Origin of the sequence: Isoptericola sp. NPDC057559 (assembly GCF_042801555.1) — a bacterium.
GTDB lineage: Bacteria > Actinomycetota > Actinomycetes > Actinomycetales > Cellulomonadaceae > Isoptericola.
In genome coordinates, this window is sequence record NZ_JBHVFQ010000005.1 from 1 (window position 1) to 25921 (window position 25921).

At 73.5% G+C, this 25921-nt stretch carries 21 protein-coding genes; 14 read left to right on the plus strand and 7 right to left on the minus strand.

Annotated features, from left to right (window positions below; all coding sequences use genetic code 11):
• The first annotated feature begins 46 nt into the window (after nucleotides 1-46).
• From ACFU5J_RS07090 to ACFU5J_RS07130, 9 genes are all read left to right on the plus strand, one after another.
• A complete protein-coding gene (locus ACFU5J_RS07090; protein WP_430578241.1) occupies nucleotides 47-1618 on the plus strand; it encodes a sugar ABC transporter ATP-binding protein in 1572 nt (523 codons plus the stop codon).
• Nucleotides 1618-2712 carry an ABC transporter permease gene (locus ACFU5J_RS07095; RefSeq protein ID WP_430574728.1) on the plus strand — a complete coding sequence of 365 codons (1095 nt, stop codon included), beginning with the start codon at nucleotides 1618-1620 and terminating at the stop codon, nucleotides 2710-2712. The genes ACFU5J_RS07090 and ACFU5J_RS07095 overlap by 1 nt, the downstream gene beginning before the upstream one ends.
• The gene (gene yjfF, locus ACFU5J_RS07100) at nucleotides 2712-3734 is read left to right on the plus strand and encodes a galactofuranose ABC transporter, permease protein YjfF (protein ID WP_430578242.1); all 1023 of its coding nucleotides are present in this window, start codon (nucleotides 2712-2714) and stop codon (nucleotides 3732-3734) included. Before ACFU5J_RS07095 ends, yjfF begins: the two co-directional genes overlap by 1 nt.
• 69 nt (nucleotides 3735-3803) lie before the next feature.
• The gene (locus ACFU5J_RS07105) at nucleotides 3804-4820 is read left to right on the plus strand and encodes a LacI family DNA-binding transcriptional regulator (RefSeq protein ID WP_430574730.1); all 1017 of its coding nucleotides are present in this window, start codon (nucleotides 3804-3806) and stop codon (nucleotides 4818-4820) included.
• 198 nt (nucleotides 4821-5018) lie between these two features.
• Nucleotides 5019-6689, plus strand: a complete 1671-nt coding sequence (locus ACFU5J_RS07110) for a glycoside hydrolase family 13 protein (protein WP_430578243.1) — start codon at nucleotides 5019-5021, stop codon at nucleotides 6687-6689.
• 73 nt (nucleotides 6690-6762) lie between these two features.
• Nucleotides 6763-8157 carry an extracellular solute-binding protein gene (locus ACFU5J_RS07115; protein WP_430578244.1) on the plus strand — a complete coding sequence of 465 codons (1395 nt, stop codon included), beginning with the start codon at nucleotides 6763-6765 and terminating at the stop codon, nucleotides 8155-8157.
• Between the two features lie 2 nt (nucleotides 8158-8159).
• Nucleotides 8160-9128 carry a carbohydrate ABC transporter permease gene (locus tag ACFU5J_RS07120; protein WP_430574733.1) on the plus strand — a complete coding sequence of 323 codons (969 nt, stop codon included), beginning with the start codon at nucleotides 8160-8162 and terminating at the stop codon, nucleotides 9126-9128.
• Nucleotides 9125-10075, plus strand: coding sequence for a carbohydrate ABC transporter permease (locus tag ACFU5J_RS07125; RefSeq protein ID WP_430578245.1), 951 nt, complete (start codon nucleotides 9125-9127; stop codon nucleotides 10073-10075). Before ACFU5J_RS07120 ends, ACFU5J_RS07125 begins: the two co-directional genes overlap by 4 nt.
• A 131-nt stretch (nucleotides 10076-10206) precedes the next feature.
• Nucleotides 10207-11745, plus strand: coding sequence for a hypothetical protein (locus ACFU5J_RS07130; protein ID WP_430578246.1), 1539 nt, complete (start codon nucleotides 10207-10209; stop codon nucleotides 11743-11745).
• 94 nt (nucleotides 11746-11839) lie between these two features.
• Here the strand turns inward: ACFU5J_RS07130 and ACFU5J_RS07135 are convergent, their stop codons facing one another.
• Nucleotides 11840-13399: an alpha-N-arabinofuranosidase gene (locus ACFU5J_RS07135; protein ID WP_430578247.1), complete on the minus strand. Its 1560-nt coding sequence runs from the start codon at nucleotides 13397-13399 to the stop codon at nucleotides 11840-11842.
• Nucleotides 13400-13524: 125 nt separating this feature from the next.
• On the opposite strand from ACFU5J_RS07135, the gene ACFU5J_RS07140 reads away from it, so the two are divergent.
• From ACFU5J_RS07140 to ACFU5J_RS07160, 5 genes are read left to right on the plus strand one after another with little or no spacing between them, the layout of a single operon-like run.
• A complete protein-coding gene (locus ACFU5J_RS07140) occupies nucleotides 13525-14871 on the plus strand; it encodes an ABC transporter substrate-binding protein (protein ID WP_430578248.1) in 1347 nt (448 codons plus the stop codon).
• Nucleotides 14868-15818 carry a carbohydrate ABC transporter permease gene (locus ACFU5J_RS07145; RefSeq protein ID WP_430578249.1) on the plus strand — a complete coding sequence of 317 codons (951 nt, stop codon included), beginning with the start codon at nucleotides 14868-14870 and terminating at the stop codon, nucleotides 15816-15818. The genes ACFU5J_RS07140 and ACFU5J_RS07145 overlap by 4 nt, the downstream gene beginning before the upstream one ends.
• On the plus strand, nucleotides 15818-16702 hold the full coding sequence (locus ACFU5J_RS07150; RefSeq protein ID WP_430578250.1) for a carbohydrate ABC transporter permease: 885 nt from the start codon (nucleotides 15818-15820) through the stop codon (nucleotides 16700-16702). The genes ACFU5J_RS07145 and ACFU5J_RS07150 overlap by 1 nt, the downstream gene beginning before the upstream one ends.
• Nucleotides 16703-16740: 38 nt before the next feature.
• Nucleotides 16741-18690, plus strand: coding sequence for a glycoside hydrolase family 127 protein (locus ACFU5J_RS07155; protein WP_430578251.1), 1950 nt, complete (start codon nucleotides 16741-16743; stop codon nucleotides 18688-18690).
• Nucleotides 18691-18695: 5 nt separating this feature from the next.
• Nucleotides 18696-19784, plus strand: coding sequence for a LacI family DNA-binding transcriptional regulator (locus ACFU5J_RS07160; protein WP_430574741.1), 1089 nt, complete (start codon nucleotides 18696-18698; stop codon nucleotides 19782-19784).
• Here ACFU5J_RS07160 and ACFU5J_RS07165 read toward each other — a convergent pair.
• The 6 genes from ACFU5J_RS07165 to ACFU5J_RS07190 form a co-directional block, all read right to left on the minus strand.
• Nucleotides 19768-21063, minus strand: coding sequence for an MFS transporter (locus ACFU5J_RS07165; RefSeq protein WP_430578252.1), 1296 nt, complete (start codon nucleotides 21061-21063; stop codon nucleotides 19768-19770). The two genes, ACFU5J_RS07160 and ACFU5J_RS07165, sit on opposite strands and share 17 nt — an antisense overlap.
• Entirely contained in the window at nucleotides 21060-21683 is a 624-nt protein-coding gene (locus ACFU5J_RS07170) for an ArsR/SmtB family transcription factor (RefSeq protein WP_430574743.1), read from the minus strand. The genes ACFU5J_RS07165 and ACFU5J_RS07170 overlap by 4 nt, the downstream gene beginning before the upstream one ends.
• Nucleotides 21684-21750: 67 nt before the next feature.
• Nucleotides 21751-22461, minus strand: coding sequence for a DUF624 domain-containing protein (locus tag ACFU5J_RS07175; protein WP_430578253.1), 711 nt, complete (start codon nucleotides 22459-22461; stop codon nucleotides 21751-21753).
• A complete protein-coding gene (locus ACFU5J_RS07180) occupies nucleotides 22458-23876 on the minus strand; it encodes an arabinan endo-1,5-alpha-L-arabinosidase (RefSeq protein ID WP_430578254.1) in 1419 nt (472 codons plus the stop codon). The genes ACFU5J_RS07175 and ACFU5J_RS07180 overlap by 4 nt, the downstream gene beginning before the upstream one ends.
• 1 nt (nucleotide 23877) lies before the next feature.
• Nucleotides 23878-24789, minus strand: a complete 912-nt coding sequence (locus ACFU5J_RS07185; protein ID WP_430574746.1) for a carbohydrate ABC transporter permease — start codon at nucleotides 24787-24789, stop codon at nucleotides 23878-23880.
• Nucleotides 24790-24804: 15 nt separating this feature from the next.
• Nucleotides 24805-25773 carry a carbohydrate ABC transporter permease gene (locus ACFU5J_RS07190; protein WP_430578255.1) on the minus strand — a complete coding sequence of 323 codons (969 nt, stop codon included), beginning with the start codon at nucleotides 25771-25773 and terminating at the stop codon, nucleotides 24805-24807.
• Between the last annotated feature and the right edge of the window lie 148 nt (nucleotides 25774-25921).

Sequence of the window (25921 nt, forward strand, 5' to 3'; positions counted from 1 at the left end):
GTGCGGGTCCCGCACCGCACCCACCGCGCTCCACGGAAGGTCAACGATGACGCAATCGGACGCCGGCCCCGCCGGCAGCGCTCGGGGCGACGTCCCCGAGGAGGCGCACCCCGTCGTCGAGATGACCGGGATCTCCATCGAGTTCCCGGGCGTCAAGGCGCTCGACGGGGTCGACCTGCGACTCCTGCCCGGCGAGGTGCACGCCCTCATGGGGGAGAACGGCGCGGGGAAGTCCACGCTGATCAAGGCGCTCACCGGTGTCTACGGCATCGACGCGGGCGAGATCCTCGTCGACGGCGCGCCGCACCGGTTCGCCGGCCCGGGCGAGGCCCAGGCCGCGGGCATCGCCACCGTGTACCAGGAGGTCAACCTCTGCGAGAACCTCACGGTGGCCGAGAACATCATGCTGGGCAACGAGCCGCGGCGGCTCGGCGCGATCGACTGGCCGGCCACCCGCCGCCGCGCCGCCGAGCACCTCGCCACGATGGGGCTCGACGTCGACCCTTCCTCGTCGCTGGGCGCGCACTCGATCGCCGTGCAGCAGCTCGTCGCGATCAGCCGCGCGATGGTGGTCGAGGCCAAGGTGCTCATCCTCGACGAACCGACCTCCAGCCTCGACGCCGGCGAGGTGGCGCGCCTCTTCGCCGTGGTGCGGCGGCTGCGGGACCAGGGCGTCGCCATCCTGTTCGTGTCGCACTTCCTCGAGCAGGTCTTCGAGCTGTCCGACCGCATGACCGTGCTGCGCAACGGCGCGAAGGTGGGGGAGTACCGCACGGCCGAGCTCAGCCGCACCGAGCTCGTCTCCCGCATGATCGGCCGCTCGATGGAGGTGCTCGAGGACCTGGAGGTGCGGACCGAGCACGCCGTCGACACCACGCGGGGCGCGCCCTTCGTCCAGGCCGTGGGTCTCGGCCGCCGGGGCTCCGTGCAGGCGTTCGACCTGGACGTGCACGAGGGCGAGGTCGTGGGCCTGGCGGGCCTGCTCGGCTCCGGGCGCACGGAGGTGGCCCGCCTGCTGGCCGGCGCCGACCGTGCCGACACCGGCACGCTGCGGATCAAGGGGGCGCTCGCGCGCCTGCGCACGCCACGCGCCGCGATCTCGCGCCGGATCGCGTTCTCGTCCGAGGACCGCAAGGCCGAGGGCGTCGTCGGCGACCTCACCGTGCGGGAGAACATCGTGCTCGGCCTCCAGGCGGACCGCGGCTGGCTGCGGCCGCTGCCCGGCAAGCAGGTCGACGAGATCGTGCACCGGTACATCGACGCGCTGAACATCCGGCCCGCCAACCCGGACGCCCTCCTGCGCAACCTCTCGGGCGGCAACCAGCAGAAGGTGCTGCTGGCCCGGTGGCTGGCCACCGCGCCCGAGCTGTTCGTCCTCGACGAGCCGACCCGGGGGATCGACGTCGGCGCCAAGGCGGAGATCCAGCGCCTGGTGTCCGACCTCGCCGGGCGCGGCATGGCGGTGCTCTTCATCTCCGCCGAGCTCGAGGAGGTGGTGCGGCTCAGCCACCGCATCGCCGTCATGCGCGACCGGCAGAAGGTCGCCGAGCTGACCAACACGGGCGACGTCGGCGTCGACGACGTCGTCGAGCTCATCGCGAGCGGAGGAGACCGCTGATGCCCACGTCCCAGGCCGCCGACAGGATCGGCGCCGTCGTGCGCCACCGCCTGTTCTGGCCGGTGCTCGCCCTGGTCGTCCTGCTCGCGGTGAACACCGCCGTCCGGCCCGGCTTCCTGTCCGTGTCGATCCTCGACGGCCACCTCTTCGGCTCGCCGATCGACATCCTGCGCAACTGCGCGCCGCTCATGCTGGTGGCCCTCGGCATGTCGCTGGTGATCGCCACCCGTGGCATCGACCTGTCCGTCGGCGCGGTGGTCGCGATCTCGGGGGCCGTGGCCCTGACCTTCATCTCCGGCGCGGACGACCCCACCTCGACGGCCACCGTGCTGCTCGCGATCGGGCTCGCCCTCGCCCTCGGCCTGGTGCTCGGCGTGTGGAACGGGTTCCTCGTGTCGGTGCTCGGCATCCAGCCGATCATCGCCACGCTCATCCTCATGACCGCCGGCCGCGGCGTCGCGATGCTCATCACCCAGGGGCAGATCACCACGGTCACCAGCGCGCCGTTCAAGACGCTGGGGGCCGGGTTCTGGCTCGGGCTGCCGGTCGCCACCCTGGTGGCGTTCGGCGTCTTCGCGCTCGTCGCGCTGCTCGTGCGGCGCACCGCCCTGGGCATGCTCGTCGAGTCGGTGGGCATCAACCCGGCCGCGAGCCGGCTCGCGGGCGTGCGGGCGCGGACCATCGTCTGGACCGTCTTCGCGCTGTCGGGCCTCTTCTCCGCCCTGGCCGGCCTCATCCTGGCCTCGAACGTCATGGCGGCGGACGCCAACAACGCCGGCCTGTTCATCGAGCTGGACGCGATCCTCGCCGTCGTGATCGGCGGCACCTCGCTGGCCGGTGGCAAGTTCTCCCTCTCCGGCACGTTCGTCGGCGTGCTCATCATCGCGACGCTGTCGCTCACGGTGACGAACGTCGGCATCTCCCCGCTGGTGACGCCGCTGTTCAAGGCGCTCGTGGTCGCCGCGGTCACGCTGCTGCAGTCGCCGGTGATGCGGCGCAAGCTCTCCGAACGCACCCGACGGCGCGGCAGGACGGCGCCCGTCGCGCCGTCCGACAAGCCCGCGGACGTCTCCACGGACAAGGTGGTGGCCTGATGACGACCCTCGCTTCCTCGCGCCGCGGGGCGCCGTCCCCGGACCGTGTGCCGGCCCTCGGCCGCCGCCTGCGCCTCGACCGGCGCTACCTGCCCGTGGTCGGCACCCTCGTGGTGTTCGTGCTGCTGCTGGTGGTGGGCGGCGCCCGCTACGACAACTTCCTGTCCGTCGGCGTCCTCGCGAACCTGTTCATCAACAACGCGTTCCTCATCGTGCTGGCGGTCGGGATGACGTTCGTCATCCTCACGGGCGGCATCGACCTCTCGGTGGGCTCCGTGCTCGCGCTGTCCGGCGTCACCGCGGCCTACCTGCTGCGGGCGGGGGTCCCGGCGGGGGTCGTGATCCCGCTGGTCGTGCTGATCGGCTCCCTGATCGGCCTGCTCGTCGGCGCCATGGTGCACGTGTTCGAGGTGCAGCCGTTCATCGCCACCCTCGCCGCGATGTTCTTCGCGCGCGGGCTGTGCTTCCTCATCGCGCCCGAGTCGATCCCCATCGACGACGAGACGTTCGTGGCGCTCGCCTCGTGGGACACGTGGGCGGGCGGCCAGTGGCGCGTCACGTCCAGCGTCGTGATCGCGCTGGTCGTCGTGGCGGTGGCGTTCTACCTGCTGCACTACACGCAGTTCGGCCGCACCGTCTACGCCATCGGCGGCGGCGAGCAGTCCGCGCGGCTCATGGGCCTGCCCGTGGCGCGCACCAAGGTGCTCGTCTACGTCGTGAGCGGCACCTGCGCCGGCCTCGGCGGCCTGCTGTTCGCGATGTTCTCCCGGTCGGGCTACTCCCTGACCGGCGTCGGGATGGAGCTCGACGCCATCGCGGCCGTCGTGATCGGCGGCACGCTGCTGACCGGCGGCACCGGGTTCGTGCTCGGCTCGGTGCTCGGCGTCCTCGTGCTCGGCCTCATCCAGACGATCATCACCTTCGAGGGCACCCTCAGCTCCTGGTGGACCAAGATCGTCATCGGCGCGCTGCTGCTGGTCTTCGTGGTCCTGCAGCGGCTCCTCGCCCTGCGGCGCTCCTAGCGCCCGGCACGTCCCGCAAGGAGCGCAAGTCACGCAAGCGGCTTGCGTGGTCGCGTGTACAGTCGAGGCATGTCGAGACGACTGGCCGACGTGGCCGCGAAGGTGGGGGTCAGCGAGGCGACGGTCAGCCGGGTGCTCAACGGCAAGCCCGGGGTGTCGCAGGCGACGCGGGACGCCGTGCTCACCGCGCTGGACGTGCTGGGCTACGAGCGGCCCACCAAGCTGCGCGGCGACCGGCCCCGGCTGGTCGGGCTGGTGCTGCCCGAGCTGGCCAACCCGATCTTCCCCGCGTTCGCGGAGGTGGTGGGCGGCGCGCTCGCCCAGCAGGGCTTCACGCCCGTGCTGTGCACCCGCACCGCGGGCGGCATCTCCGAGGCCGAGTACATCGACCTCCTGCTGGGCCAGCAGGTCTCGGGCGTCATCTTCGCCGGGGGCTTCTACGCCGAGCGCGACGCGGACCACGCCCACTACGAGCGGCTGCAGGCGCTGAGCCTGCCCGTCGTGCTCATCAACGCCTCCATCGAGAGCCTCGACTTCCCGCACGTGTCGTGCGACGACCTGGTCGCGACGCACCAGGCGCTCGAGCACCTGGTGTCCATGGGGCACACCCGGATCGGCCTGCTGCTGGGCCCGAGCGACCACGTGCCCTCCGAGCGCAAGCTCGCCGCCGCCCGCGCCTTCGCGCAGCGGCACGGCGTCGAGCTCCCCGACGAGCTGGTGGTGCACAGCCAGTACTCGCTGGAGAGCGGCCAGGCCTCCACGGGCCGCCTGCTCGACGCCGGCGCGACGGCGATCCTGTGCGCGTCCGACCCGCTCGCGCTCGGCGCGGTGCGTGCCGTGCGCCGCGCCGGGCTCGAGGTGCCGCGCGACGTCTCGGTGGTCGGCTACGACGACTCCGCCCTGATGAACTCCACCGACCCGGCCCTGACCACGGTCCGGCAGCCGATCGACGCGATGGGGCGCGCCGCCGTGGACATCCTCGCGAGCATGATCGCCGGCGCCTCGGTGTCGCGCGACGAGCTGCTGTTCGAGCCGGAGCTCGTCGTGCGGCGCTCGACGGCGGCCGCCCCGCGCGCCGGGGGCTGACCGACCCCCCTCCTCCCTCACCACCACCGCGCCACGGCCGGTCGGGCTGCCTTCGCCGCCCGGCCGGCCGTTCGCGTGCGCGGGAGTTTCTGCGCGCCGATGGTCGCGGTTTGATAACAGCCCTGTCGAGTTCTTGCGTGGTCTACGTCGTCTGGTTACTGTCCTGCTCATCGACGACGACGTGGAAGGGGCTCATCGGTGAGCACGGGGTACGAGGCCGAGTGGTGGCGCAGCGCGGTGATCTATCAGGTCTACCCGCGCTCGTTCGCCGACGGGAACGGCGACGGCACGGGGGACCTGGCGGGGGTGCGCAGCCGCCTCGGGTACCTGCGGGACCTGGGCGTCGACGCGATCTGGTTCACCCCCTGGTACGTGTCGCCGCTCGCGGACGGCGGGTACGACGTGGCCGACTACCGCGCGATCGACCCGCAGTTCGGCACCCTCGCCGAGGCGGAGGCGCTCATCGCGGAGGCCCGCGAGCTCGGCATCCGCACGATCGTCGACGTCGTGCCCAACCATGTCTCGGACGAGCACCCGTGGTTCCGCGCGGCGCTCGCCGCCGGGCCCGGCTCGCCCGAGCGCGAGCGGTTCTGGTTCCGGCCCGGGCGCGGGGAGGGCGGCGCCGAGCTGCCCACGCGCTGGGTCTCGGACTTCCAGGGCACCACCTGGACCCGCACGACGAACCCGGACGGCACCCCCGGCGAGTGGTACCTGCACCTCTTCGCCCCCTCCCAGCCGGACCTCAACTGGGACCACCCGGACGTGCGGCGCGAGCACGAGGAGATCCTGCGGTTCTGGTTCGACCGGGGCGCCGCCGGCATCCGCATCGACTCCGCCGCCCTGCTGGTCAAGGACCCGGAGCTGCCCGAGGTGCCGGAGCACCCGGGTCCGGGGGAGCACCCGCACGTGGACCGCGACGCGCTGCACGACGTCTATCGCTCCTGGCGGGCCGTCGCGGACTCGTACGACGAGCCGCGCGTCCTCGTGGGGGAGGTGTGGCTGCCGGACACGGCCCGGTTCACCCGGTTCCTGCGCCCGGACGAGATGCACACGGCGTTCAACTTCGACTTCATGGCCCGCCCGTGGGACGCGAAGGCCCTGCGCGAGTCGGTCACGACGACCCTCGACGCGCACGCCCCGGTCGGCGCCCCGGCCACGTGGGTGCTGTCCAACCACGACGTCACCCGCCCGGTGACGCGGTACGGGCGCCAGGACTCGTCGTTCGCGTTCACGGCGAAGCGGTTCGGCACCCCGACCGACCTCGTCACGGGCCTGCGCCGGGCGCGCGCCGCGGCCCTGCTCGTCGCGGCCCTGCCCGGGGCGCTGTACGTCTACCAGGGCGACGAGCTGGGGCTGCCCGAGGTCGAGGACCTGCCGCTCGACGTCATCCAGGACCCGATGCACGACCGGTCCGGCGGGGTCGACCCCGGCCGCGACGGCTGCCGCGTGCCGCTGCCGTGGACGCGCGCGGGCAGCGCGTTCGGCTTCGGGCCCGACGGCGGGTCCGCGCCCTGGCTGCCGCAGCCGGCGTCGTGGGGCGACCTGTCCGTCGAGGCCCAGGACGGCGACCCGGCGTCGACGCTCTCCCTGTACCGCCGCACGCTCGCGGCCCGCCGCGCCGAGCCGGCCCTGCACGGCGGCGCCTTCCGTTGGCTCGACGCCGTGGGCGAGGCCGCCGTCGGCGACGACGTCCTCGCGTTCGCCCGGGGTGACGGCGCCGCGGGGGACGACGCGCTGGTGTGCGTCGTGAACCTCGGCCCCGAGCCGGTCGCGCTGCCCGGCGGCGCCCGGGTCCTGCTGCACAGCGGCGACCCCCGCGAGGCCCTCGACCAGGTCCCCACCGACGTCGCCGTCTGGTTCCGACCGTGAGCCCGGCGCCCGACCAGTCCGTCCCGACCCCAGCCAGCAGCACCACCCGCGGTTCCACCGACAAGGAGTGACGATGAAGTCCACACGAAAGCCGGCCGCCCTCATCCTGGTCGGCGCGCTCACGACGGGGGCGCTCGCCGCGTGCTCCGGCGGGGGCGACCCGAAGGACGAGAGCACCAACTCGGCGGGGCAGGTCACCCTCTCGGTGGTCTCCCTGCTGCCCGGGTCCACGGAGGAGGCGGTCGCCGCCTTCGAGGACCAGGTCGCGGAGTTCGAGAAGGCGAACCCCGACATCGACGTCCAGCCCGAGGAGTACGAGTGGAAGGCGACGACGTTCGCCGCCCAGCTCGCCGGCGGCACGCTGCCCGACGTCTTCGAGATCCCGTTCACCGACGCGCAGGGTCTGGTGGAGAACGGCCAGCTCGCCGACATGGACACCCAGTTCCGGGCGCTGCCGTACGCGGACCAGTTCAACCCGACGATCCTCGAGGCGGGGACCGGCGAGGACGGGCACGTCTACGCGATCCCCGCGAAGAACGCCTACCCGGTCGCGCTGCACTACAACCGGGAGCTGTTCGAGTCCGCGGGGCTGGACCCCGACAGCCCGCCGACCACGTGGGACGAGGTGCGTGCCGACGCGAAGAAGATCGCGGACGCCAACCCCGGCGTCGCCGGCTACGCCACCATGACGCAGAACAACACGGGCGGGTGGCAGCTCACCGCCCAGACCGTGGCGCGCGGCGGCCGCACCGTCGAGGTCGACGGCGACCAGAAGGCGACCGCGACCCTCGACAACGCGGGCACCAAGGAGACGCTCCAGTTCCTCCACGACCTGCGGTGGGAGGACAACTCCATGGGCGGCAACTTCCTGCTCGACTGGGGGAGCATCAACCAGGAGTTCGCCGCCGGCCAGGTGGGCATGTTCACCTCGGGCTCCGACATCTACACCTCCCTGGTGCAGACCAACGCCGTCGACCCGGACGCCTACGGCCTCGCGCCGATCCCGCTGTCCGACGCGCCGGAGGCCGCCACGCTCACCGGTGGAACCCTCGCGGGCGTGCCGGCAGGCGTCGACGACGCCGTCAAGGACGCCGCGATCAAGTGGATCGACTTCTTCTACCTCAACAAGCTGGTGGACGAGGACCGCGCCGTCGCCGACGCCGAGACCCTCGCCAAGAACGACCAGCCCGTGGGCACGCCCGTCCTGCCGATGTTCTCCCAGGAGCAGTACGAGCAGAACCAGAAGTGGATCGCGGACTACGTCAACGTGCCGCTCGACCAGATGACGGCGTTCACCGACGCGATGTTCGACCTGCCGCTGGCGGGCGAGCCCTCGCAGAAGACGCAGGAGGTCTACGCGCTGCTCGACCCGATCGTGCAGGCCGTCCTCACCGACAAGGACGCCGACATCGACGCCCTGCTCGCCGACGCGGACACGCAGGCCCAGGCGCTGCTCGACCAGGGCTGACCGTGACCGTCACCACCTCCTCTCCTCGCGGCGACCTCGCCGCACCCGCGCGGGCGGCCGGTACCGGCCGCCCGCGCCGGGGCCCCGCGAGCTGGCTCCGCGGCGGCGGGCTGCACAGCCTCGTCTTCCTGCTGCCGCTGCTGCTGATCTTCGGGGTCTTCTCCTGGTTCCCGATCGTGCGGGCCGTGATCATGAGCGTCCAGGAGACGAACCTCGTCACCGACCCGACGTTCGTGGGGCTCGACAACTTCCGGCACGTCCTGGCCGACCCGCTGCTCTGGAAGGCCGTCAAGAACACGCTGTACTTCGCGTTCCTCGCGCTGCTGTTCGGGTACCCCGTGCCCCTGATCGCCGCCGTGCTCATGCGCGAGGTGCGGCGCGGGCGGGGGCTGTACTCCGCGCTCGCGTACCTGCCGGTCGTGGTGCCGCCCGTCGTCGCCGTCCTGCTGTGGAAGTTCTTCTACAAGGGCGGGCCCACCGGCGTGTTCAACACGGTCCTCGGCTGGGTGGGCCTCGGCCCGTACCCGTGGCTGCAGGACGCGTCGTGGGCGATGCCGTCGCTCGTGCTCGCGGCCACCTGGGCGGGCGCGGGCGGCACCGTGATCATCTACCTCGCAGCCCTCACGAGCGTGCCCGCCGAGCTGTACGACGCGTCCGAGGTGGACGGCGCCGGCCTGTGGCGCAAGATCTGGCACGTCACGCTGCCGCAGCTGCGCGGGGTCCTGTTCATCACGCTGATCCTGCAGGTCATCGGCACCGCGCAGGTGTTCCTCGAGCCCTACCTCTTCACCGGCGGCGGGCCGAACAACGCCACCGTCACCGTGCTCCTGCTCATCTACCGGTACGCGTTCCAGAACAGCCTGGGCGGCGACTACGGCGCCGCGACGGCGCTGTCGCTCATGCTCGCCGGCGTCCTCGCCGTCTTCTCGGTCCTCTACTTCCGGCTCACGCGGTCCTGGAGCACGTCATGACCCTCACCACCACCGAGCGGCCCCGCCCGGCGCGCGCCGCGCGCCGTCGCGCCGCCACCCCGTCCGACGACGGCGACCGCGGCGCGCTGTCCGGGCCCGACTGGCGCCGCCCGTCGGTCCGGTGGGGGATGGGCGGCACGCACGTGCTGCTGCTCGTGCTGCTCGTCGTCGTGGGCCTCGGCCCGATGCTGCTCCTGGCGAAGTTCGCGGTCACGCCCACCCAGGACATCCTCCGCACGCCGATGGCGGTCTTCCCGCACGGCATCGCGTGGGAGAACCTCGAGCGCGCGTGGAACGACGTGCAGATCAGCCGCTACTTCATGAACACCGTGTGGCTGGCCGTCGGGTCGTGGTTCGTGCAGATCGTGGTCGCCACGACGGGCGGGTACGCGCTGTCGGTGCTGCGCCCGCGCTACGGCCGCGTCGTGCAGGCGCTCGTGCTGTCCACGATGTTCGTACCCGCCGTCGTGCTCCTCGTGCCGCTGTACCTGACGATCCTCGACCCGCCGCTGCTGGGCCGCTCGCTCGTCGACAGCTTCTGGGCCGTGTGGCTCCCGGCCGGCGCCAGCGCGTTCAACGTGCTGCTGGTGCAGCGCTTCTTCGACTCGCTGCCGCGGGAGGTCTTCGAGGCGGCGCGCGTCGACGGCGCCGGCCCGTACCGGCTGTTCTGGTCCGTGGTGCTGCCCATGTCCAAGCCCATCCTCGGCGTCGTCTCCGTGTTCGCGGTGATCGCGTCGTGGAAGGACTTCCTCTGGCCGCTGCTCGTGCTCAAGGACCCGGCGATCCAGCCGCTGTCCGTGCGCCTGCCCGCCATCGAGGCGTCGACCGACCTGGGCGTCTTCCTCGCGTCGCTCGCCATCGCGACCGTGCTGCCGGTGGCGATGTTCCTCGGCTTCCAGCGGCTGTTCCTGCGCGGCGCCGGGCTCGGGGGAGCGGTCAAGGGGTAGCCCCGGGCCTCGGACGGACGGCGGGCGGCGGATTCATCCGCCGTCCGTCGTTGACGCCAGGATCGTCCGAATGCTGATATATGCGTAGATCTGATATATGCGCAGATCAGCGACAGCCCGGAGGAAACGACGTGACCCAGCACGACCAGACGACCGACACCCCGGGCCCCGCCCGGACCACGGTGCGCTACCGCGGTCGGCACCTGCCGATGGTCGCGGTCGTCGTCGCCGCGACCATCGCCACCGCCCTGGCCTACAGCGGCATGGTGCTCTTCGGCCTCGAGGTGGCCGGCATGTCGGCGGCCGAGGCCTACGCCCTGGCCGGCTTCCTCGAGGTCTCCCTCGTGGCCGTCGCCCTCATGGCGCGCAACGCGGCCCTCGAGGGCCGCCCGTACGGCGTGCTCCTCACCCTGACCTGGATCCTGTCGGGCACGTCCGGCATGTTCGCGGCCCTGCACGAGATCGCCGTGCCCGACGCGAGCACGCCGTACATGGTCGCGTTCCGGTTCGTGCCGCCGCTGGTCGCCGCCCTCATGTGGCACCTCGCCCTGGTGGGCGAGCGGCACCTGGTCACCGGGCACACCCTCGACGAGCGGCGTCGCGAGCACCGGGTGCACCAGTACGTCACCGCGCTCGAGGTGTGGCGCGACGCGCGGCTCGACAGCACCGGCAACCACGCGGGCATGCGCAAGGTGCGTGTCGCGCACCGCCACCAGCGCGCGGCCCGCGACGCCGCCCTGAAGCTGCTCACCGTCGAGGACTTCGAGCGGCGCATGCAGGTCTGGGTGGAGCGGCTCGAGGCCGCCGAGCGGCACGGCAACCGGCTCGACCTCATCGGCGCCAGCTCCGTCGAGCGCGGCATCAGCCGCGGGTCCGCCGGCGGGTCGGGGGCGGCGCTCGCGGCCGCCCCCGCGGTCCCGTCGCTGGCCACCCTCGCCGCCGCGGCGCAGGGGACCGCGGTGACCGCGTCGCCGCAGCAGCCCGGCCAGGTGCCGGTCGTGACCCGGGCCTCGGCGGACGCGACCTCGGTGGACGCGACCTCGGTGGACGAGGCCGCCGCGGACGCGACCTTCGCCGACGAGTTCCAGGCGGCGCTCACGGGCGCGATCCCGACCGTCGAGGGCGGCGGGCCCCGCGCCGCGGGGGCGGACGACGTCGCCGTCGAGGCCTGGTTCGACGACCCGCGCGAGGACCTGGGTCACGACCCGGCGGACGACGCCGCGGGCGACCTGGCGGACGGCCCGGCCGATGTCCCGGCGGACGCCGGGGACACCGGCGACGACGCCGTGGAGCCTGCGGGCGTCGACGTCGACGCGGAGGCCGGGCTGCCGGGCACGCGCGAGCCGCTGCCGGAGACGGGGCACACCCGCCGGGTCGAGGTGTTCGACCTGCTGCGTGAGTCCGACCCGGCGCTGGGGGGCGCGCTCGCCCAGCGGTCCGCGTTCCTCACGTCGCACGGGACGTCCGAGGACGGCGCCGACGGCGCGCTGCTGACGGCCGAGCCCGAGACGCAGCCGGGGTCCGAGGCCGACGACGCGCCCGCGACGGACCGCGACCGCCGCATCGTCGAGCTGGCCGGTGACGGGCTGACGCACCGCGAGATCGCCGAGCAGGTCGACGTGTCGCGCGCGACCGTGGGCCGCGTCATGAAGCGGTACGCCCCGGCCTGACGCGCCCCGCGACGCCGAACAGGCGGTTGCTCCCGCATTCCGGGCCTGAACGGCCGGAATGCGGGAGCAACCGCCTGTTCGGCGGTCGGGCGGGTCAGGCGCGGGCGAACGTCCCCGCGAAGGCGGTCCACGACTCGGGCGCCAGGCGCACGCGCGTGGTGCCGGTGCCGGACGGCGCGGCCACGGCGGCGACGTCGACGGCGGACCAGCACGCCTCGGTGACCTTGGCGGCGTGCTCCGGGCCCTCGACGGCGGGCTCGTGGTCCGCGACCATCTGCCAGCCCTCGGCGATCCCGAGCGCCGCGCCGACGTGCGCCAGCTCGACCTCGACCACGCGGTCCGACCGGTTGGTGAGGAACAGCCCGAGCGCGCCGTCGTCGTCCACGGTCGCGGCGGCGGTGACCTGCGGCGCGGCGCCGTGGCGGGCCGTGTCGTAGGACGGGGCGTGCACGCGGACGTCGAGCGCGGTGCCGCGCGCCAGGCGCGACGTCGTCGCGAACGGGTGGAACGTGGGCTGGCGCCACGCGTCGCCGCCGGGGGCGGTCATGATCGGCGCGATGACGTTGACGAGCTGCGCGAGGCAGGCCACCGGCACCCGGTCGGCGTGGTTGAGCAGGGTGACCAGGAGGTCGCCGACGACGACGGCGTCGAGCCCGGAGTAGACGTCCTCGATGATGCGCGGGGCGTCGCGCTGGATCGGCAGGTTGGCCTCGCCCGGGAAGCGGGTCTCGAGGTACCAGACGTTCCACTCGTCGAAGCTGATGGTGATCTTCTTGTCGCTGCGGAGCTCGGCGCCGACGGCGTCGGCGGAGGCGACGACGCGGTCGATGAAGCGGTCCATCGCGGTGCCCGACGCGAGGAACGACGCGCGGTCGCCGCCGACCTCCTCGTAGTAGGCGTGCATGGAGACGTGGTCGACCAGGTCGTAGGTGTACGACAGGACGGTGCGCTCCCACTCGCCGAACGTGGGCATCTGCATCGACGACGAGCCGCACACGACCAGCGAGATCGCGGGGTCGACGAGCTTCATGGCCTTGCCGGCCTCGGCGGCGAGCTTGCCGTACTCGTGGGCGTCCTTGTGGCCGATCTGCCAGGGGCCGTCCATCTCGTTGCCGAGGCACCAGAGCTTCACGCCGTAGGGCTCGGCGCGGCCGTTGGCGATGCGCAGGTCGGCCCAGCGGGTGCCGGCCTCGCCGTTGCAGTACTCGACCAGGGCGGCCGCGGCGTCGACGCCGCGGGTGCCGAGGTTGACGGCCATCATCGGCTCGACCCCCTCGCGCTCGGCCCACTGCAGGAACTCGTCGGTGCCGACCAGGTTGGGCTCGACGGTGCGCCACGCGAGGTCGAGGAACGGCTTGCGCTGCTCCACGGGGCCGACGGCGTCCTCCCACACGTAGTTGGACACGAAGTTGCCGCCGGGGTAGCGCACCATCGGCACGCCCAGCTCGTGGACCAGGTCGGCGACGTCGCGGCGGAAGCCGTGGGGGTCGGCGGCGGGGTGACCGGGCTCGTAGATGCCGGTGTAGACCGCGCGGCCGAGGTGCTCGACGAACGAGCCGAAGAGGCGGCGGTCCACGGTGCCGCGGCGGAAGTCGGGGTGCAGGGTGACCCGGGCGTGGGGGGAGGTGCTCAGGTCGGTGCGGGGATCGGGCATGGGTCTCACGTTCCTCGTCGAAGTGTCGATGACGCATGTACAACGATGTAGAGTCAACCACGGTCGCCAGGGACGGCACCAGTGGGCCAGGAGGTTCTGGCCCGACGACTCGAGGAGGAATCGGCATGCGCAGGAGCCTGCGACGTGCGGCGGGGGCCGCCGCCGTCGGGCTGGTCGGCCTGACGCTCGCGGCGTGCGCGCCGGGAGGCGGGGGCACGTCCGCCGGCACGAGCTGCACCAACGAGATCACCCGGCCCGACGCCACCCGCGTCACCCTGTGGGCCTGGTACCCGGCCGTGGAGCAGCTGGTCGACACGTTCAACGCCGAGCACGACGACGTCCAGGTCTGCTGGACCAACGCCGGCCAGGGCGCCGACGAGTACGGCAAGTTCTCCACCGCCCTCGAGGCGGGCACGGGCGCGCCCGACGTCATCCAGCTGGAGTCCGAGATCCTGCCGACCTACACGATCCTCGACGGGCTCGCGGACCTCGCGCCCTACGGCGCCGGCGACCTCCGGGACGAGTTCCCCGCGGGCGCCTGGGCCGACGTGTCCGACGGCGACGCCGTGCACGCGATCCCGGTCGACGGCGGCCCGGTGGGCATGCTCTACCGCGCCGACATCTTCGAGAGGTACGGCGTGGAGCCGCCCACCACCTGGGACGAGTTCGCCCGGGCGGCGCAGGACCTGCGCGACGCGGGCTACGACGGCTACATCACGAACTACGCGACCAACGGCGGCGCGTTCAACTACGCGCTGTTCGCCCAGGCCGGCTGGGCGCCGTTCGAGTACGACAGCGCGCGGCCCGCGCAGATCGGCATCGACGTCGACACCCCCGAGGCGCGCAAGGTCCTGTCCTACTGGGAGGACCTGATCGGTCGCGGCCTCGTCTCCTCCGACGACGCGTTCACCAGCGACTACAACACCAGCCTCGTCGACGGCACCTACGCCGTGTACATCGCCGCCGCGTGGGGACCCGGCTATCTCGAGGGCCTGTCGGACGCCGACTCGGGCGCCGAGTGGCGGGCCGCGCCGCTGCCGCAGTGGGACCCGGCGCACCCGGTGCAGGTGAACCAGGGCGGCTCCGCGCTCGCGGTCACCTCCCAGGCCACCGACCCCGCGGCCGCCGCGCAGGTCGCGATGGAGATGTTCGACGACGAGGAGACCTGGACGATCGGCGTCGAGGACGCGGGCCTGTTCCCGCTGTGGCGCCTGGCCCTGGAGGCCGACTGGTTCGTGGACCGGAGGTACCCGTTCTTCGGCGGCCAGCAGGTCAACCGCGACGTCTTCCTCGACGCGGCCGCCGGGTACCCGGGCTTCACGTTCAGCCCGTTCCAGGTCTACGCCTACGACCGCCAGACCCAGGCCCTCTACGACATGGTCGAGGGCGACGGGGACGCCGCGCAGGCGCTGGCCACCATCCAGGACAGCCTCGTCCGCTACGCCGAGCAGCAGGGATTCACGGTCCGATGACGCGCACCGACACGCCCCCGGTCACCCCCCGCAGGACCCGCGCCGCGGCGTCGACCTCCGCCGGCCTCGACACGAGGCGGCAGTGGTGGGGGTGGCTGTTCCTCGCCCCGTTCACGGTGGTCTTCGTGCTGTTCCTGCTGGTGCCGCTGGCGTACGCGTTCTGGCTCAGCCTGCACACCAAGGGCATCGCCACCGGCGGCGAGAGCGTCTTCACGGGCGTGGCGAACTACGTGCGCGTGTTCACGGACGCCGACTTCCTGTCGGGCATGGCGCGGGTCGGGAAGTTCGTGCTCGTCATGGTGCCGGTCCAGATCCTGCTGGCCCTGCTGATCGCCCTCGTGCTCGACACCCTGGCGACGCGGCTGTCGAAGGCGTCCCGCCTGCTCGTCTTCGTGCCGTACGCGATCCCCGCGGTCATCGGCGCGCTCATGTGGGGCTTCCTCTACAGCCCGCGGTTCGGGCCCGCCACCGACCTCTTCGGCCTGTTCGGCCTGTCGGCGCCGGACTTCCTCAACCGCGACCTCGTGTTCGCCTCGCTGGTCAACATCGTGACCTGGCAGTGGGTGGGCTACTACATGATCATCATCTACGCGGCGCTGCGGGCCGTGGACCCGACCGTGTACGAGGCCGCCCGGCTCGACGGCGCGAGCGCGCGCCAGATCGCGCTGCGGATCAAGGTGCCCATGATCAGCTCGTCGGTCGTGATGATCGTGGTCTTCGCCCTCATCGGCACGCTGCAGTTCTTCACCGAGCCCACGGTGCTGCGCTCGGTCGCGCAGGGCGCGATCCCCACCACGTACACCCCGAACATGTACGCGTACTCGATGGCGTTCTCCTACAGCCAGTTCAACTACGCGTCCACGATCGCGTTCGCGCTGGGGATCCTCGTGTTCATCGGGTCGTACGTCTTCCTGTACGCCACCCGCAAGCAGAGCGGACTGAAGTGATGACGAGGTCGACGACCGTGCCGACGACGACCGGGCGGCCGCCGCGCCGCATCGGCTCCCACGTGTTCCTGCTGCTGGCGGCCCTCTACTTCGTGGTGCCCCTGTGGTGGCTCGTGGTGGGCTCCACCAAGTCCAACAGCGGCCTGTTCGTGGGCTCCGGCGGCGCGCTGTGGTTCAACGACGAGTTCGCCCTCGGCGACAACCTGCGCCAGCTCTTCAGCTACTCCGGCGGCATCTACTGGACGTGGCTGCGCAACTCGTTCGTGTACGCGTTCTCGGGCGGCATCGGATCGACGGTGCTCGCGGTCCTCGCCGGGTACGCGCTCGCCAAGTACCGCTTCCGCGGCCGCAACCTGTACTTCTCGATGCTGTTGGGCTCGGTCATGGTGCCGCTCACGGCGCTGACGATCCCCACGTTCGTGCTCCTCAGCAAGCTCGGCATGATCAACACGATGTGGGCGGTCATCCTGCCGTCGCTGCTGAGCCCCATCGGCGTCTACCTCGTGCGGGTGTACGCCGTGGACGCGATCCCGGACGAGATGCTCGACGCCGGCCGGGTGGACGGGGCGGGGGAGCTGCGGCTCTTCTTCCGCGTCGCGCTGCCGCTGCTGCGGCCGGCCGTCGTGACGGTGCTGCTGCTCACCACCGTGGCCACGTGGAACAACTTCTTCCTGCCGCTCGCGGTGCTGCGTGACCCGCAGCTGCTGCCGGTGACCGTCGGGATCAACCAGTGGCAGGCGCTCTCGAACGCGGGCGCCGGCGGCGAGCAGGTGTGGAACCTCGTGGTCACGGGCGCGCTCGTGTCGATCGTGCCGCTGGTCGCCGCGTTCGTCGGCCTGCAGCGGTACTGGCAGGGCGGCCTCTCGCTCGGGGCGATCAAGTGAGCGCGGCGACGGCGGGAGGTCCCCGCGGCGTCGGGCCGGTGGGCGGCCCTCTGCCTGCCGCGCGCACGCGGCCGCTGCCCGCGGGAGCGGTGCGGCTGGCGCCCACCGGGCACCTCGGCGCGTGGCAGGAGCGCAACGCCGCGGCGACGGTCCCGCACTGCCTCGACGCCCTGGAGACCTCCGGCGCGCTGGACAACCTGCGCCGCCTGCTCGACCCGGCCGACCCGGAGCACCACGACGGGCCGTACCGCGGCTTCAACTTCGCCGACTCGGACGTGCACAAGACGCTCGAGGCAGTCGCGTGGGAGTCCGCCCGGGCCGGCGAGCCACGGCACGAGGACACCGTGCGGCGCGTCGTCGACCTGCTGCGCCGGGCGCAGGCGCCGTCGGGCTACCTCGACTCGCACGTGCTCGGCGGGGCGGCCCCCTCCACCGAGCCGTACGCCGACCTGCGCTGGGGCCACGAGCTGTACGTGCTGGGGCACCTGGTGCAGGCGGGCGTGGCCCGGGCCCGCGCGACCGGCGAGGACGACCTGCTCGACGTCGCGATGGGCTGGGTGGACGACGTCGTCGCGCGCCTGGCGGCGGGGGAGGACCTGGTCTGCGGCCACCCCGAGGTGGAGTCGGCCCTGGTGGAGCTGTTCCGCGAGACCGGCGACCCGGCCTACCGCGACGCCGCGCGCCGGATGGTCGACCTGCGCGGCCACGGGCGCCTCGGCTCCGGCCCGTTCGAGCCGGCGTACCACCAGGACGCCACGCCCGTGCTGGACGCCGGCGAGGTGGCCGGGCACGCGGTGCGCCAGCTCTACCTGCTGGCCGGCGTGACGGACCTGTACCTGGAGACCGGCGAGCGCGGCCTGCTCGACGCCGCCGTCCGCCTCTGGGACGACGCGCACGGGCGGCGCACCTACGTCACCGGCGGCATGGGGTCGCGGCACAAGGACGAGTCGTTCGGCGACCCGTACGAGCTGCCGCCGGACCGCGCGTACGCCGAGTCGTGCGCGGGCGTCGCGGGCGTCCTGTGGGACTGGCGGATGCTGCTGGCCACGGGGGAGTCGCGGTACGCCGACGCCCTGGAGCACGCGCTGTACAACGTGGTCGCGGCCGCGGCGTCCACCGACGGCACCGCGTTCTTCTACTCGAACCCGCTGCAGCTGCGCGACGGCCACGACGGCGCCGACGAGTACCAGGCCTCCGGCCGCCGCGGCTGGTTCGCGTGCGCCTGCTGCCCGCCCAACCTGGCCCGCCTGGTCGCGACGCTGCACACGATGGTCGCCACCACCGGCGACGACGGCTCCCTGGCCGTGCACCTGTTCGCGGACGCGGACCTCGCGGTGCCGGGCCCCGGAGGGGCGGACGTGCGGTTCGCGCTGCGGACCGGGTACCCGTGGGACGGCGACGTGCTCCTCACGGCGGACGCCCCGTCGCCGGTGCCGCTGGCGCTGCGCCTGCCGGGCTGGGCCGGCGCGGCGGGCGCCCGCCTGGAGGTGGACGGTGCACCGGTCGACGTCGCGGCGGCCCGCGACGGCCGCGGGTACCTGCGCGTGCCGGCGGGCGCGCGCCGCGTGCGGCTCGTGCTGCCGATGGAGCCGCGTGCCCTGCGCGCGCACCCGCGCGTCGACGCGGTGCGCGGCTGCGTCGCGCTCGCGCGCGGCCCGGTGGTGCACTGCCTGGAGCAGGTGGACCACCCCGGCGTCGTCCTCGACGACGTCGGGCTCGACCTCGCCGGCGGCGTCCGCGTCGGCCCGGCCGACGACGCGCTCGGCGTGGGCGCGACGCTCCTCGCCGCCGGCCGTGCGCGCCCGACCGCGGGCCTCCCGCTGTACGCGGCGGAACCGGGCGGCGCCGCGCCCGACGAGGGGGTGGCCGTGGCCGTGCGGGCGGTGCCCTACGCTGTGTGGGGCAATCGAGGAGAGGGTCCGATGCGCGTCTGGATCCCGGTCGCGGCGCCCCCGCGGCCCGGTGACCGACGACGGTCGGGGAGGTGAGCGGCATGCGCGTGACCATGCACGACGTGGCACAGCGCGCGGGCGTGTCGATCAAGACGGTGTCGAACGTCGTCAACGGCTACCCGCACATCCGGCCCGAGACGCGCGAGCGGGTCGAGGAGGCCATCGAGGCCCTCGGCTACCGCCTCAACACCACCGCCCGGAACCTGCGCACGCAGCGCACGGACATGATCACCCTCGCGGTGCCGGAGCTGCGGCTGCCGTACTTCGCGGAGCTCGCGGACTCGGTGATCCGCGCCGCGGAGGAGCAGGGCCTCACGGTCCTCATCGAGCAGACCGGCTCCGTGCGCGAGCGCGAGGTCGAGCTGCTCGACGGCCGTCGCCGGCACCTCACGGACGGGGTGATCTTCTCCCCGCTGGCGCTCGGCCAGGACGACGTCGACCTGTTCTCCGTGGACTTCCCGCTCGTGGTGCTCGGCGAGCGCGTGTTCGACGCGGCCGCGGACCACGTGACGATGAACAACGTGGCCGCGGCCCGGGCCGCCACCCTGCACCTCGCGTCGCTCGGGCGGCGCCGGATCGCCGTCGTGGGCGCGCACGAGGGCGAGCTCGTCGGCTCGGCCGCGCTGCGCACCGAGGGCTACCGTCAGGGGCTCGCGGCCGCGGGCCTGCCGTACGACCCGGCGCTCGTGAGCGAGGCGGGGCTGTGGCACCGCTCCACCGGCTCGGAGTCGATGGGCCGCCTGCTCGACTCCGGCGTGGAGATCGACGCGGTCTTCGCGCTCAACGACGCGATGGCGCTGGGCGCCCTGCACGCGCTGCACGCCCGCGACGTCGACGTGCCGGGCGACGTCGCCCTGGTGGGCTTCGACGACGTCGACGACGTGCGCTACTCGGTGCCGACGATCAGCTCGGTGGACCCGGGCCGGGAGCAGATCGCCCGCACGGCGGTGGACCTCCTGGTGGAGCGGATCGCCGGCGGCGGCGACCGGCCGTTCCGGCGCGTCATCCCCGACTCCCGCGTGGTGGGCCGCGAGTCCACCGGCGACGCCCGCGAGGGCGAGGAGAAGGTGGTCGCGGTGCAGCCCGGCGGCAACGAGGAGATCGTTGTGGCGGTCAGCGCGACGGCGTGAGGTCCCGCGGCCCGGGCAGCTCGCGCGGCCCTGGCATCTCCCGCAGGCCGCGCAGCGGGCTGCGGAGCGCGCACAGGCACGCCGCGCAGTGCACGGCCGCCATGAGCAGCACGGTCTCCCGCACGCCGAGCAGCTCGCCCAGGGCGCCCGCGGCGAGGCCGGCGAGCGGCATCGTGCCGTAGTTGACGAACTGGCTCGTCGTCACGACGCGGCCCATGAGCGGCTGCGGCACGTAGCGCTGTCGCCACGCGCCGCGCACCACGTTGCCCGCCACGACGGCGAGGCCGACCAGGAACAGCCCGGCCACGGTCCAGGCCACCCGTGCGCCCTCGCCGCCGAGGCCGACGAGCAGCGCGGGCGGGCCGCCGGCGACCAGCAGCAGCACCGTGGCGCGGGCGCTGCCGAGGCGCCGGCTGAGGCGTGTCGCCACGGCGGCGCCGAGCAGGCCGCCGCACGCGCCGACGGTCATGACGGCGCCCAGGGCGGAGGGGCCGAGGCCGACGGTCTGCACCAGGAACAGGACGAGCAGCGCCGTGTACCCCGTGAGCCCGAAGTTGGAGACCCCGCCCACGACGACGAACCAGCGCAGGTAGCGGTCGGACGCCACGAACGCGACGCCCTCGCGGATGCGGACCCGCAGCGGCGCCGCGGGAAGCCGCTCGGGCTGCCGCACCGGTCGTGTGCGCCAGAGGCAGAGCGCCGAGACGACAAAGCTCGCGGCGTCCAGGGCGAGGCCCGCGGCGGCGCCGAACGCCTGGGCCATCGCGCCCCCGACCCCGGGGCCCGCGACCTGCATGCCCGACTCGGTGCCGAACAGGCGGGCGTTCGCGGCCTCGAGCTGCTCGTCGGGCACGACCTGGGGGAGGAAGACGGTGTAGGCGGTGCGGAAGAACACCGTGCTCACGCCCGCGGCGAGCGCGGCGCCGACCAGGTGCGGCAGGGTCAGCGCGTCGAGCGCGGCCGCGGCGGGGACGCTGCCGATCGCGACGGCGGCGACGAGGTCGGCCACGATCATCACGGCGCGGGCCGGGAGCCGGTCGACCCAGGCGCCCGCGGGCAGCCCCACGACGAGCCAGGGCAGCCACGCGGCCGCCGTGAGCAGGCCGACCGTCGCGGCCCCGGCGTCGAGCTCGAGCACCGCGACGAGGGGGAGCAGCACCGACGTCGTGGCGTTGCCCAGCACGCTGACGCCCTCGCCGACCCAGAGCCGGCGGAAGCCCGGGTTGCGGGTGAGCGGGACGGCGGGCGGCGCGGCCACCCGCCCCGTGGCGGCGGTCATGGCTGGGCGGGGAACCCGCGGCCGAAGACGAGCACGGGCTCGCGCTCGACGCCGTCGTCCGGGCGCGGGCGGTCCGCCCAGCGCACGAGCACGGCCGTGATCTCGTCGCCGAGCTCGGCGAGCTCGGCGGGGGACAGGTGCAGCCACGTCTCGGTGGAGAAGGCGGCCCGGTCCCACTCGGGGGCGGACTCGGCGTTCGCGACCCAGCCCCGCACGCGGTCGACCTGGCGCTGGAGGTTGAGCGCCTCGGCGGCCTGCGCTGCGGTGACGGCGGCGGTGTCCTCGGCGAAGTCCTGGCGCGACCAGCGCAGGCGCGGCGCGACGAGGCGCCACCAGCGCTCCCGCCGGTTCCGGGCGAGCTCGGGCGCCTCGGCCACGAGGCCCGCCTCGTGCAGCACCTTGAGGTGATGGCTGGCGCTGCCGACGGCCTGGCCGGTGCGGCGGGCGAGGGCGGACGCGGTGGAGGGCCCGTCGACCTTGAGCGCGTCCATGAGGCGCGCCCGGTAGGGGTTGGCGAGGGCGGCGAGCGCCTTGGCCTCGGTGACGGTGCGGGCCGGGGCCGGCGGCTCCGTCGCGTCGTCGCGGCGGGGGTCCTCGGGCGAGGTCGGTGGCTGCGTCATCCCGCCAACGTAGACCAACAAGAACTGTTGTACAAGAGTTCTTGTGACCCAGCGTCGGGGCCGGCGGTCACCTCGCGGTCGACGCACCCCCGGTGACCTGGGCGTCGATCCGGTCGAGCCGGTCGGCCGCGAGGCGACCCGTCGCCCACAGCCAGAAGCCGGGGGCGGCGAGCACGGCGAGCAGCGGCAGGGCCCACGAGACGACGAGCGTCACCACCGCCACGACCAGCACCGCGAGCGACGTCGCGGGGCCGAGCAGGGGGAGGAGCAGCAGGAGCCGCCAGGTCTCCGCCGCGCCCCGCGCGTAGCGCGCGACGACCACCGGCCAGCAGGCGAGCACGACGGTCGCCCACGCCCCGACGACGAGCAGCCCGGCCTGGAGCACGGCGCGGCCGGGACCGTCCAGCAGCCCCAGGGCGGCGGCGTCGCACCACAGCAGCGCGGCGACCACCCAGAAGGGCGCGAAGAGCGCGTTGGTACGGCGGAAGCCGTCGCGCCACGTGCGCCAGAAGGTGCGCCACGGCGTCGGCCCGGCCGTCATCCGCCGGGTCACGACGCCGCCCGCGCGCAGGGCGGGGCCGAGCCCGAGCAGCACCCCGCCGGCGAGCGTCCCCAGCGCCACCATGGCGCTGACCTCGACGAGCAGGGTCGCCCAGCGCAGCGCGAGCATGACGCCGCCCGCCCAGCCGGGCACCTCGGCGTCCGCCACGGCGCCGGCCACGGTGGTCGCGCGGGCGGGCTCGCCGCGCCGCGCGGGCGGGGTCGCGGGGGCGCTCACGGCAGCCTCGTCGCGAGCGTGACGCGGCCGGCGTCGTCGAGGGCCTCGAGGCACAGGGTCGCGCGGTCGCGCACGGCGTCCCACCCGGGGTGCACGACGGCGGACACGGCCGCGCCGTCGGCGGCGGTCCACGCGAACCGGCCGCCGCCGAGGGCGCGGACGCCGGCGCGCACGTCGTGCGGCCAGGCGAGCGGGCCGGCGACGGCGTCCTGCACGCGCGTCGGGTCGGCGCCGGGGGAGAGCTGCTCCCACGTGCCGTCGAGGACGGCGGCGTGCACCGGCCACAGCGCGGGGTCGTCCACCTCGCGGCGGACGCCGGCCCACGGCTGCGGCGACACCAGCGGCCAGCCGTCGTGCGTCCACACGAGCCGCCGCAGCTGCAGCCGGTGCTCGGTGGGCGCGTCGGCGTCGCGCACGTGGTGCACCAGCAGCTGGCGCCCGAGCGAGCCGTCGCCGGGGGCGGGCACGCGCTCGGTGAGCACGGACGCGTGCCCCGGGGCGAGGATGCCCGGCCCGCCGGCGTGCCGGTGCCCGGCGAGCACCGGCACCCCGACCGACCACGGCTCGGCGTCGACGTCGGTCATGAGGCGCCCGGCGCGGTCCCGGAAGGGCCCCGCGACGGCGTCGCCGACGGCGGCCCGCAGGTGGTAGCTGTCCGCGAGGGAGTCGTAGGAGACGAGCAGCGCCCAGCCGCCGCCCGGGCGGGGGAGCACGAACGCCCCCTCGACCGCGCCGTCGGCCGCCCTCGCCCGGCGGGCCAGCAGGCGGCCCGGGGCGGCGTGCAGCGCGCCCGGCGCGGCCGCGAGGCCGTCGGCGACGAGGCCCGTGGCGGCGTCGAGCGGCAGCGCGTGGATCCCGCCGAAGAAGGAGCCGTACACGAGCCACTGCTCCCCGTCGGCCTCGGTCACCACGTTCGCGTCGATCGCGTTGGGGTGCCCGAGGCCGGCGGGCGGCTCCACGTGCTCGCTCGCCACGACGATCCCGCGGTCGGTCCACGGACCGGCCGGGTGGGGCGCGTCGGCCAGGCCGATCGCCGAGCGCCGGGAGCCGAACGTGGACGCCGAGTAGTACATGCGCCACAGGGGACCGGCCGCCGTCTCGACGCGCACCACCTCGGGGGCCCACAGCCCGGCCGCGCCGGACCAGTCGGCGGCCGGGCCGGGCACGCCGGGCAGGGCCCAGCCGTGCAGGTCCCAGGTCACGAGGTCCGCCGAGCGCCGCACCTGCACGCCGCCGCGGACCGGGCCGTCGGACCGCGCGTCGGTGGAGAACAGCCAGTAGGTGCCGTCGTCGTCGCGCACGGCGGTGGGGTCGTGCACGTGCCGCCCGCCCCAGGCCGAGGTGTCCGGCTCGGCGGTGGTCGGGGCCTCGGGGGTCACGGGGTCCGCCGGTGTCGTGGTGTCGGTGCCGGTCATGTCAGCCCTTCGTGCCGGTCAGGGCGACGGACTCGATGATCTGCCGCTGGAAGATCAGGAAGACCACGAGGATGGGCAGCACCGCCACCACGGACGCCGCCATGATCAGCGGGTAGTCGCGCTGCGTCGCGTACTCCACGTTCATGTTCGCGATGACCACCTGCAGCGTCTGCCGCTCCGGGGTGTTCAGGTACAGGATCGGCGCCAGGTAGTCGTTCCAGACCGCCATGAACCAGAGGATGAACTGGGCGGCGACGGCCGGCCGGATGATCGGCATGATCATGCGCCAGAAGATCTGCCAGTAGGAGGCGCCGTCGATCTTCGCGGCCTCGACGAGGGAGTCCGGCACGCTCGCCAGGTACTGGCGGAGGAAGAAGATCATCACGATGTTGCCGAAGATCGCGGGGACGATCAGCGGCCACAGCGTGTCCACCCAGCCGATCTTCGAGAACATCACGAACTGCGGGATCATGATCGTCGGGAACGGGATCATGATGCCGGTGAGCAGGCCCACGAAGATCGCGTTCTTGAACGGCATGCGCATCTTGGCGAGGGCGAACGCCGCCAGGGAGCAGGTGAACGTGCCGATCACCGTGACGCTGAGCGACACGACGAGGCTGTTCCGGATGCCGTCGAGCACGTACGAGTCGGTCCACATGCGGACGTAGGTGTCCCACTGGGGCACCTCCGGGATCCACACCGGCGGCAGCGCGAAGACCTCGAGCTTGGTCTTCAGGGACGTGGAGAGCATCCACACCAGCGGGGCGATCATGAAGACCGCGCCCGCGGCGAGGACGATCCACACGACCGTGTCGGTGAGTCGGGAGCGCGTGCGGCGGCCCAGCCGCGGGCCGGAAGGCCGGGTGGCGACGGGTGGCACGACGGGGGTCGTGGCGGGGGTCGTGGTGGTCATGGTGTCTCCCTGGCCTCAGTCGACGACGAAGCCGGCGTTGCGCTTGTTCAGCCGGAACTGGATGAGCGTGATGACGAGGATGAGGAGCCCCAGCACCACCGACATCGCCGTGGCGTAGCCCATCTGCTGGTACCGGAACGCCTGCAGCCAGATGTGGTAGACGACGGACGCCGTCGAGTACTCCGGCCCGCCGGTCGGGGTCATGATCTGGATCTCGATGAAGATCATGGCGCCGCCGATGATCTGCGTGACCACGAGGAAGAAGGTCACCGGCTGCACCATCGGCAGCGTGATCGCGCGGAACCGCTGCCAGCCGCCCGCGCCGTCCAGCTCGGCCGCCTCGTACAGCGACCGGGGCACGGACTGGATCGCCGCCAGGTACAGCAGCATCGAGTACCCGAGGCCCTTCCAGACGGCCATCATGATGATCGCGGGCTTGGCCCAGAGCGGGTCGGCCAGCCAGTTCGGGCCCTGGATGCCGAAGAGCTCCAGGAACTGGTTCACCAGGCCGAAGTCGCCGTTGTAGGCCCACTGCCACAGGATCGCGATGGCCGCGATCGACGAGATCACGGGCACGTAGTAGATGGTGCGGAACGCCGTGCGGCCGATGATCTTGCGGTTCATCATCACGGCCAGCGCGAGCGAGAGCGCCAGCCCGACCGGGATGCCGATCATGTAGAAGAACGTGTTGAACAGCGTCTGGTGGAACCGTTCGTCGCCGAGCAGCGCGACGTAGTTGTCCAGCCCGATGAACGTCATGGGGCCGAGCCCGTTCCACCGGGTCAGCGACGCGTACAGCGCGAACCCGGTGGGGTAGAGGATGAAGAGCAGGTAGCCGAGCACGGGCGCCGCGACGAACAGCAGCGCCCACCTCTTCTCGGCGCGGTGGAGCCGCGAGGTCCCGTCGCGTCGGGGCGGCGCGGTCGCCGGGTCCGGCGCCGTGGGGCGGGTGCCGGCCGCGGCCGGCGGGGCGGTGGACGTCATCGCAGACTCCTTCGTCCAGGGACGTGCGGGGGAGGGCCGTGGGGGCGCCCCGGGCGGGGGGGGGCGCCCCGCGCGGGGGGGGGGGGTCGGGGGGGAGGGGGGGGGGGCGGGCGCGGCGGGCCGCGGGGCCAGGGCGTTGGTCTGGTGC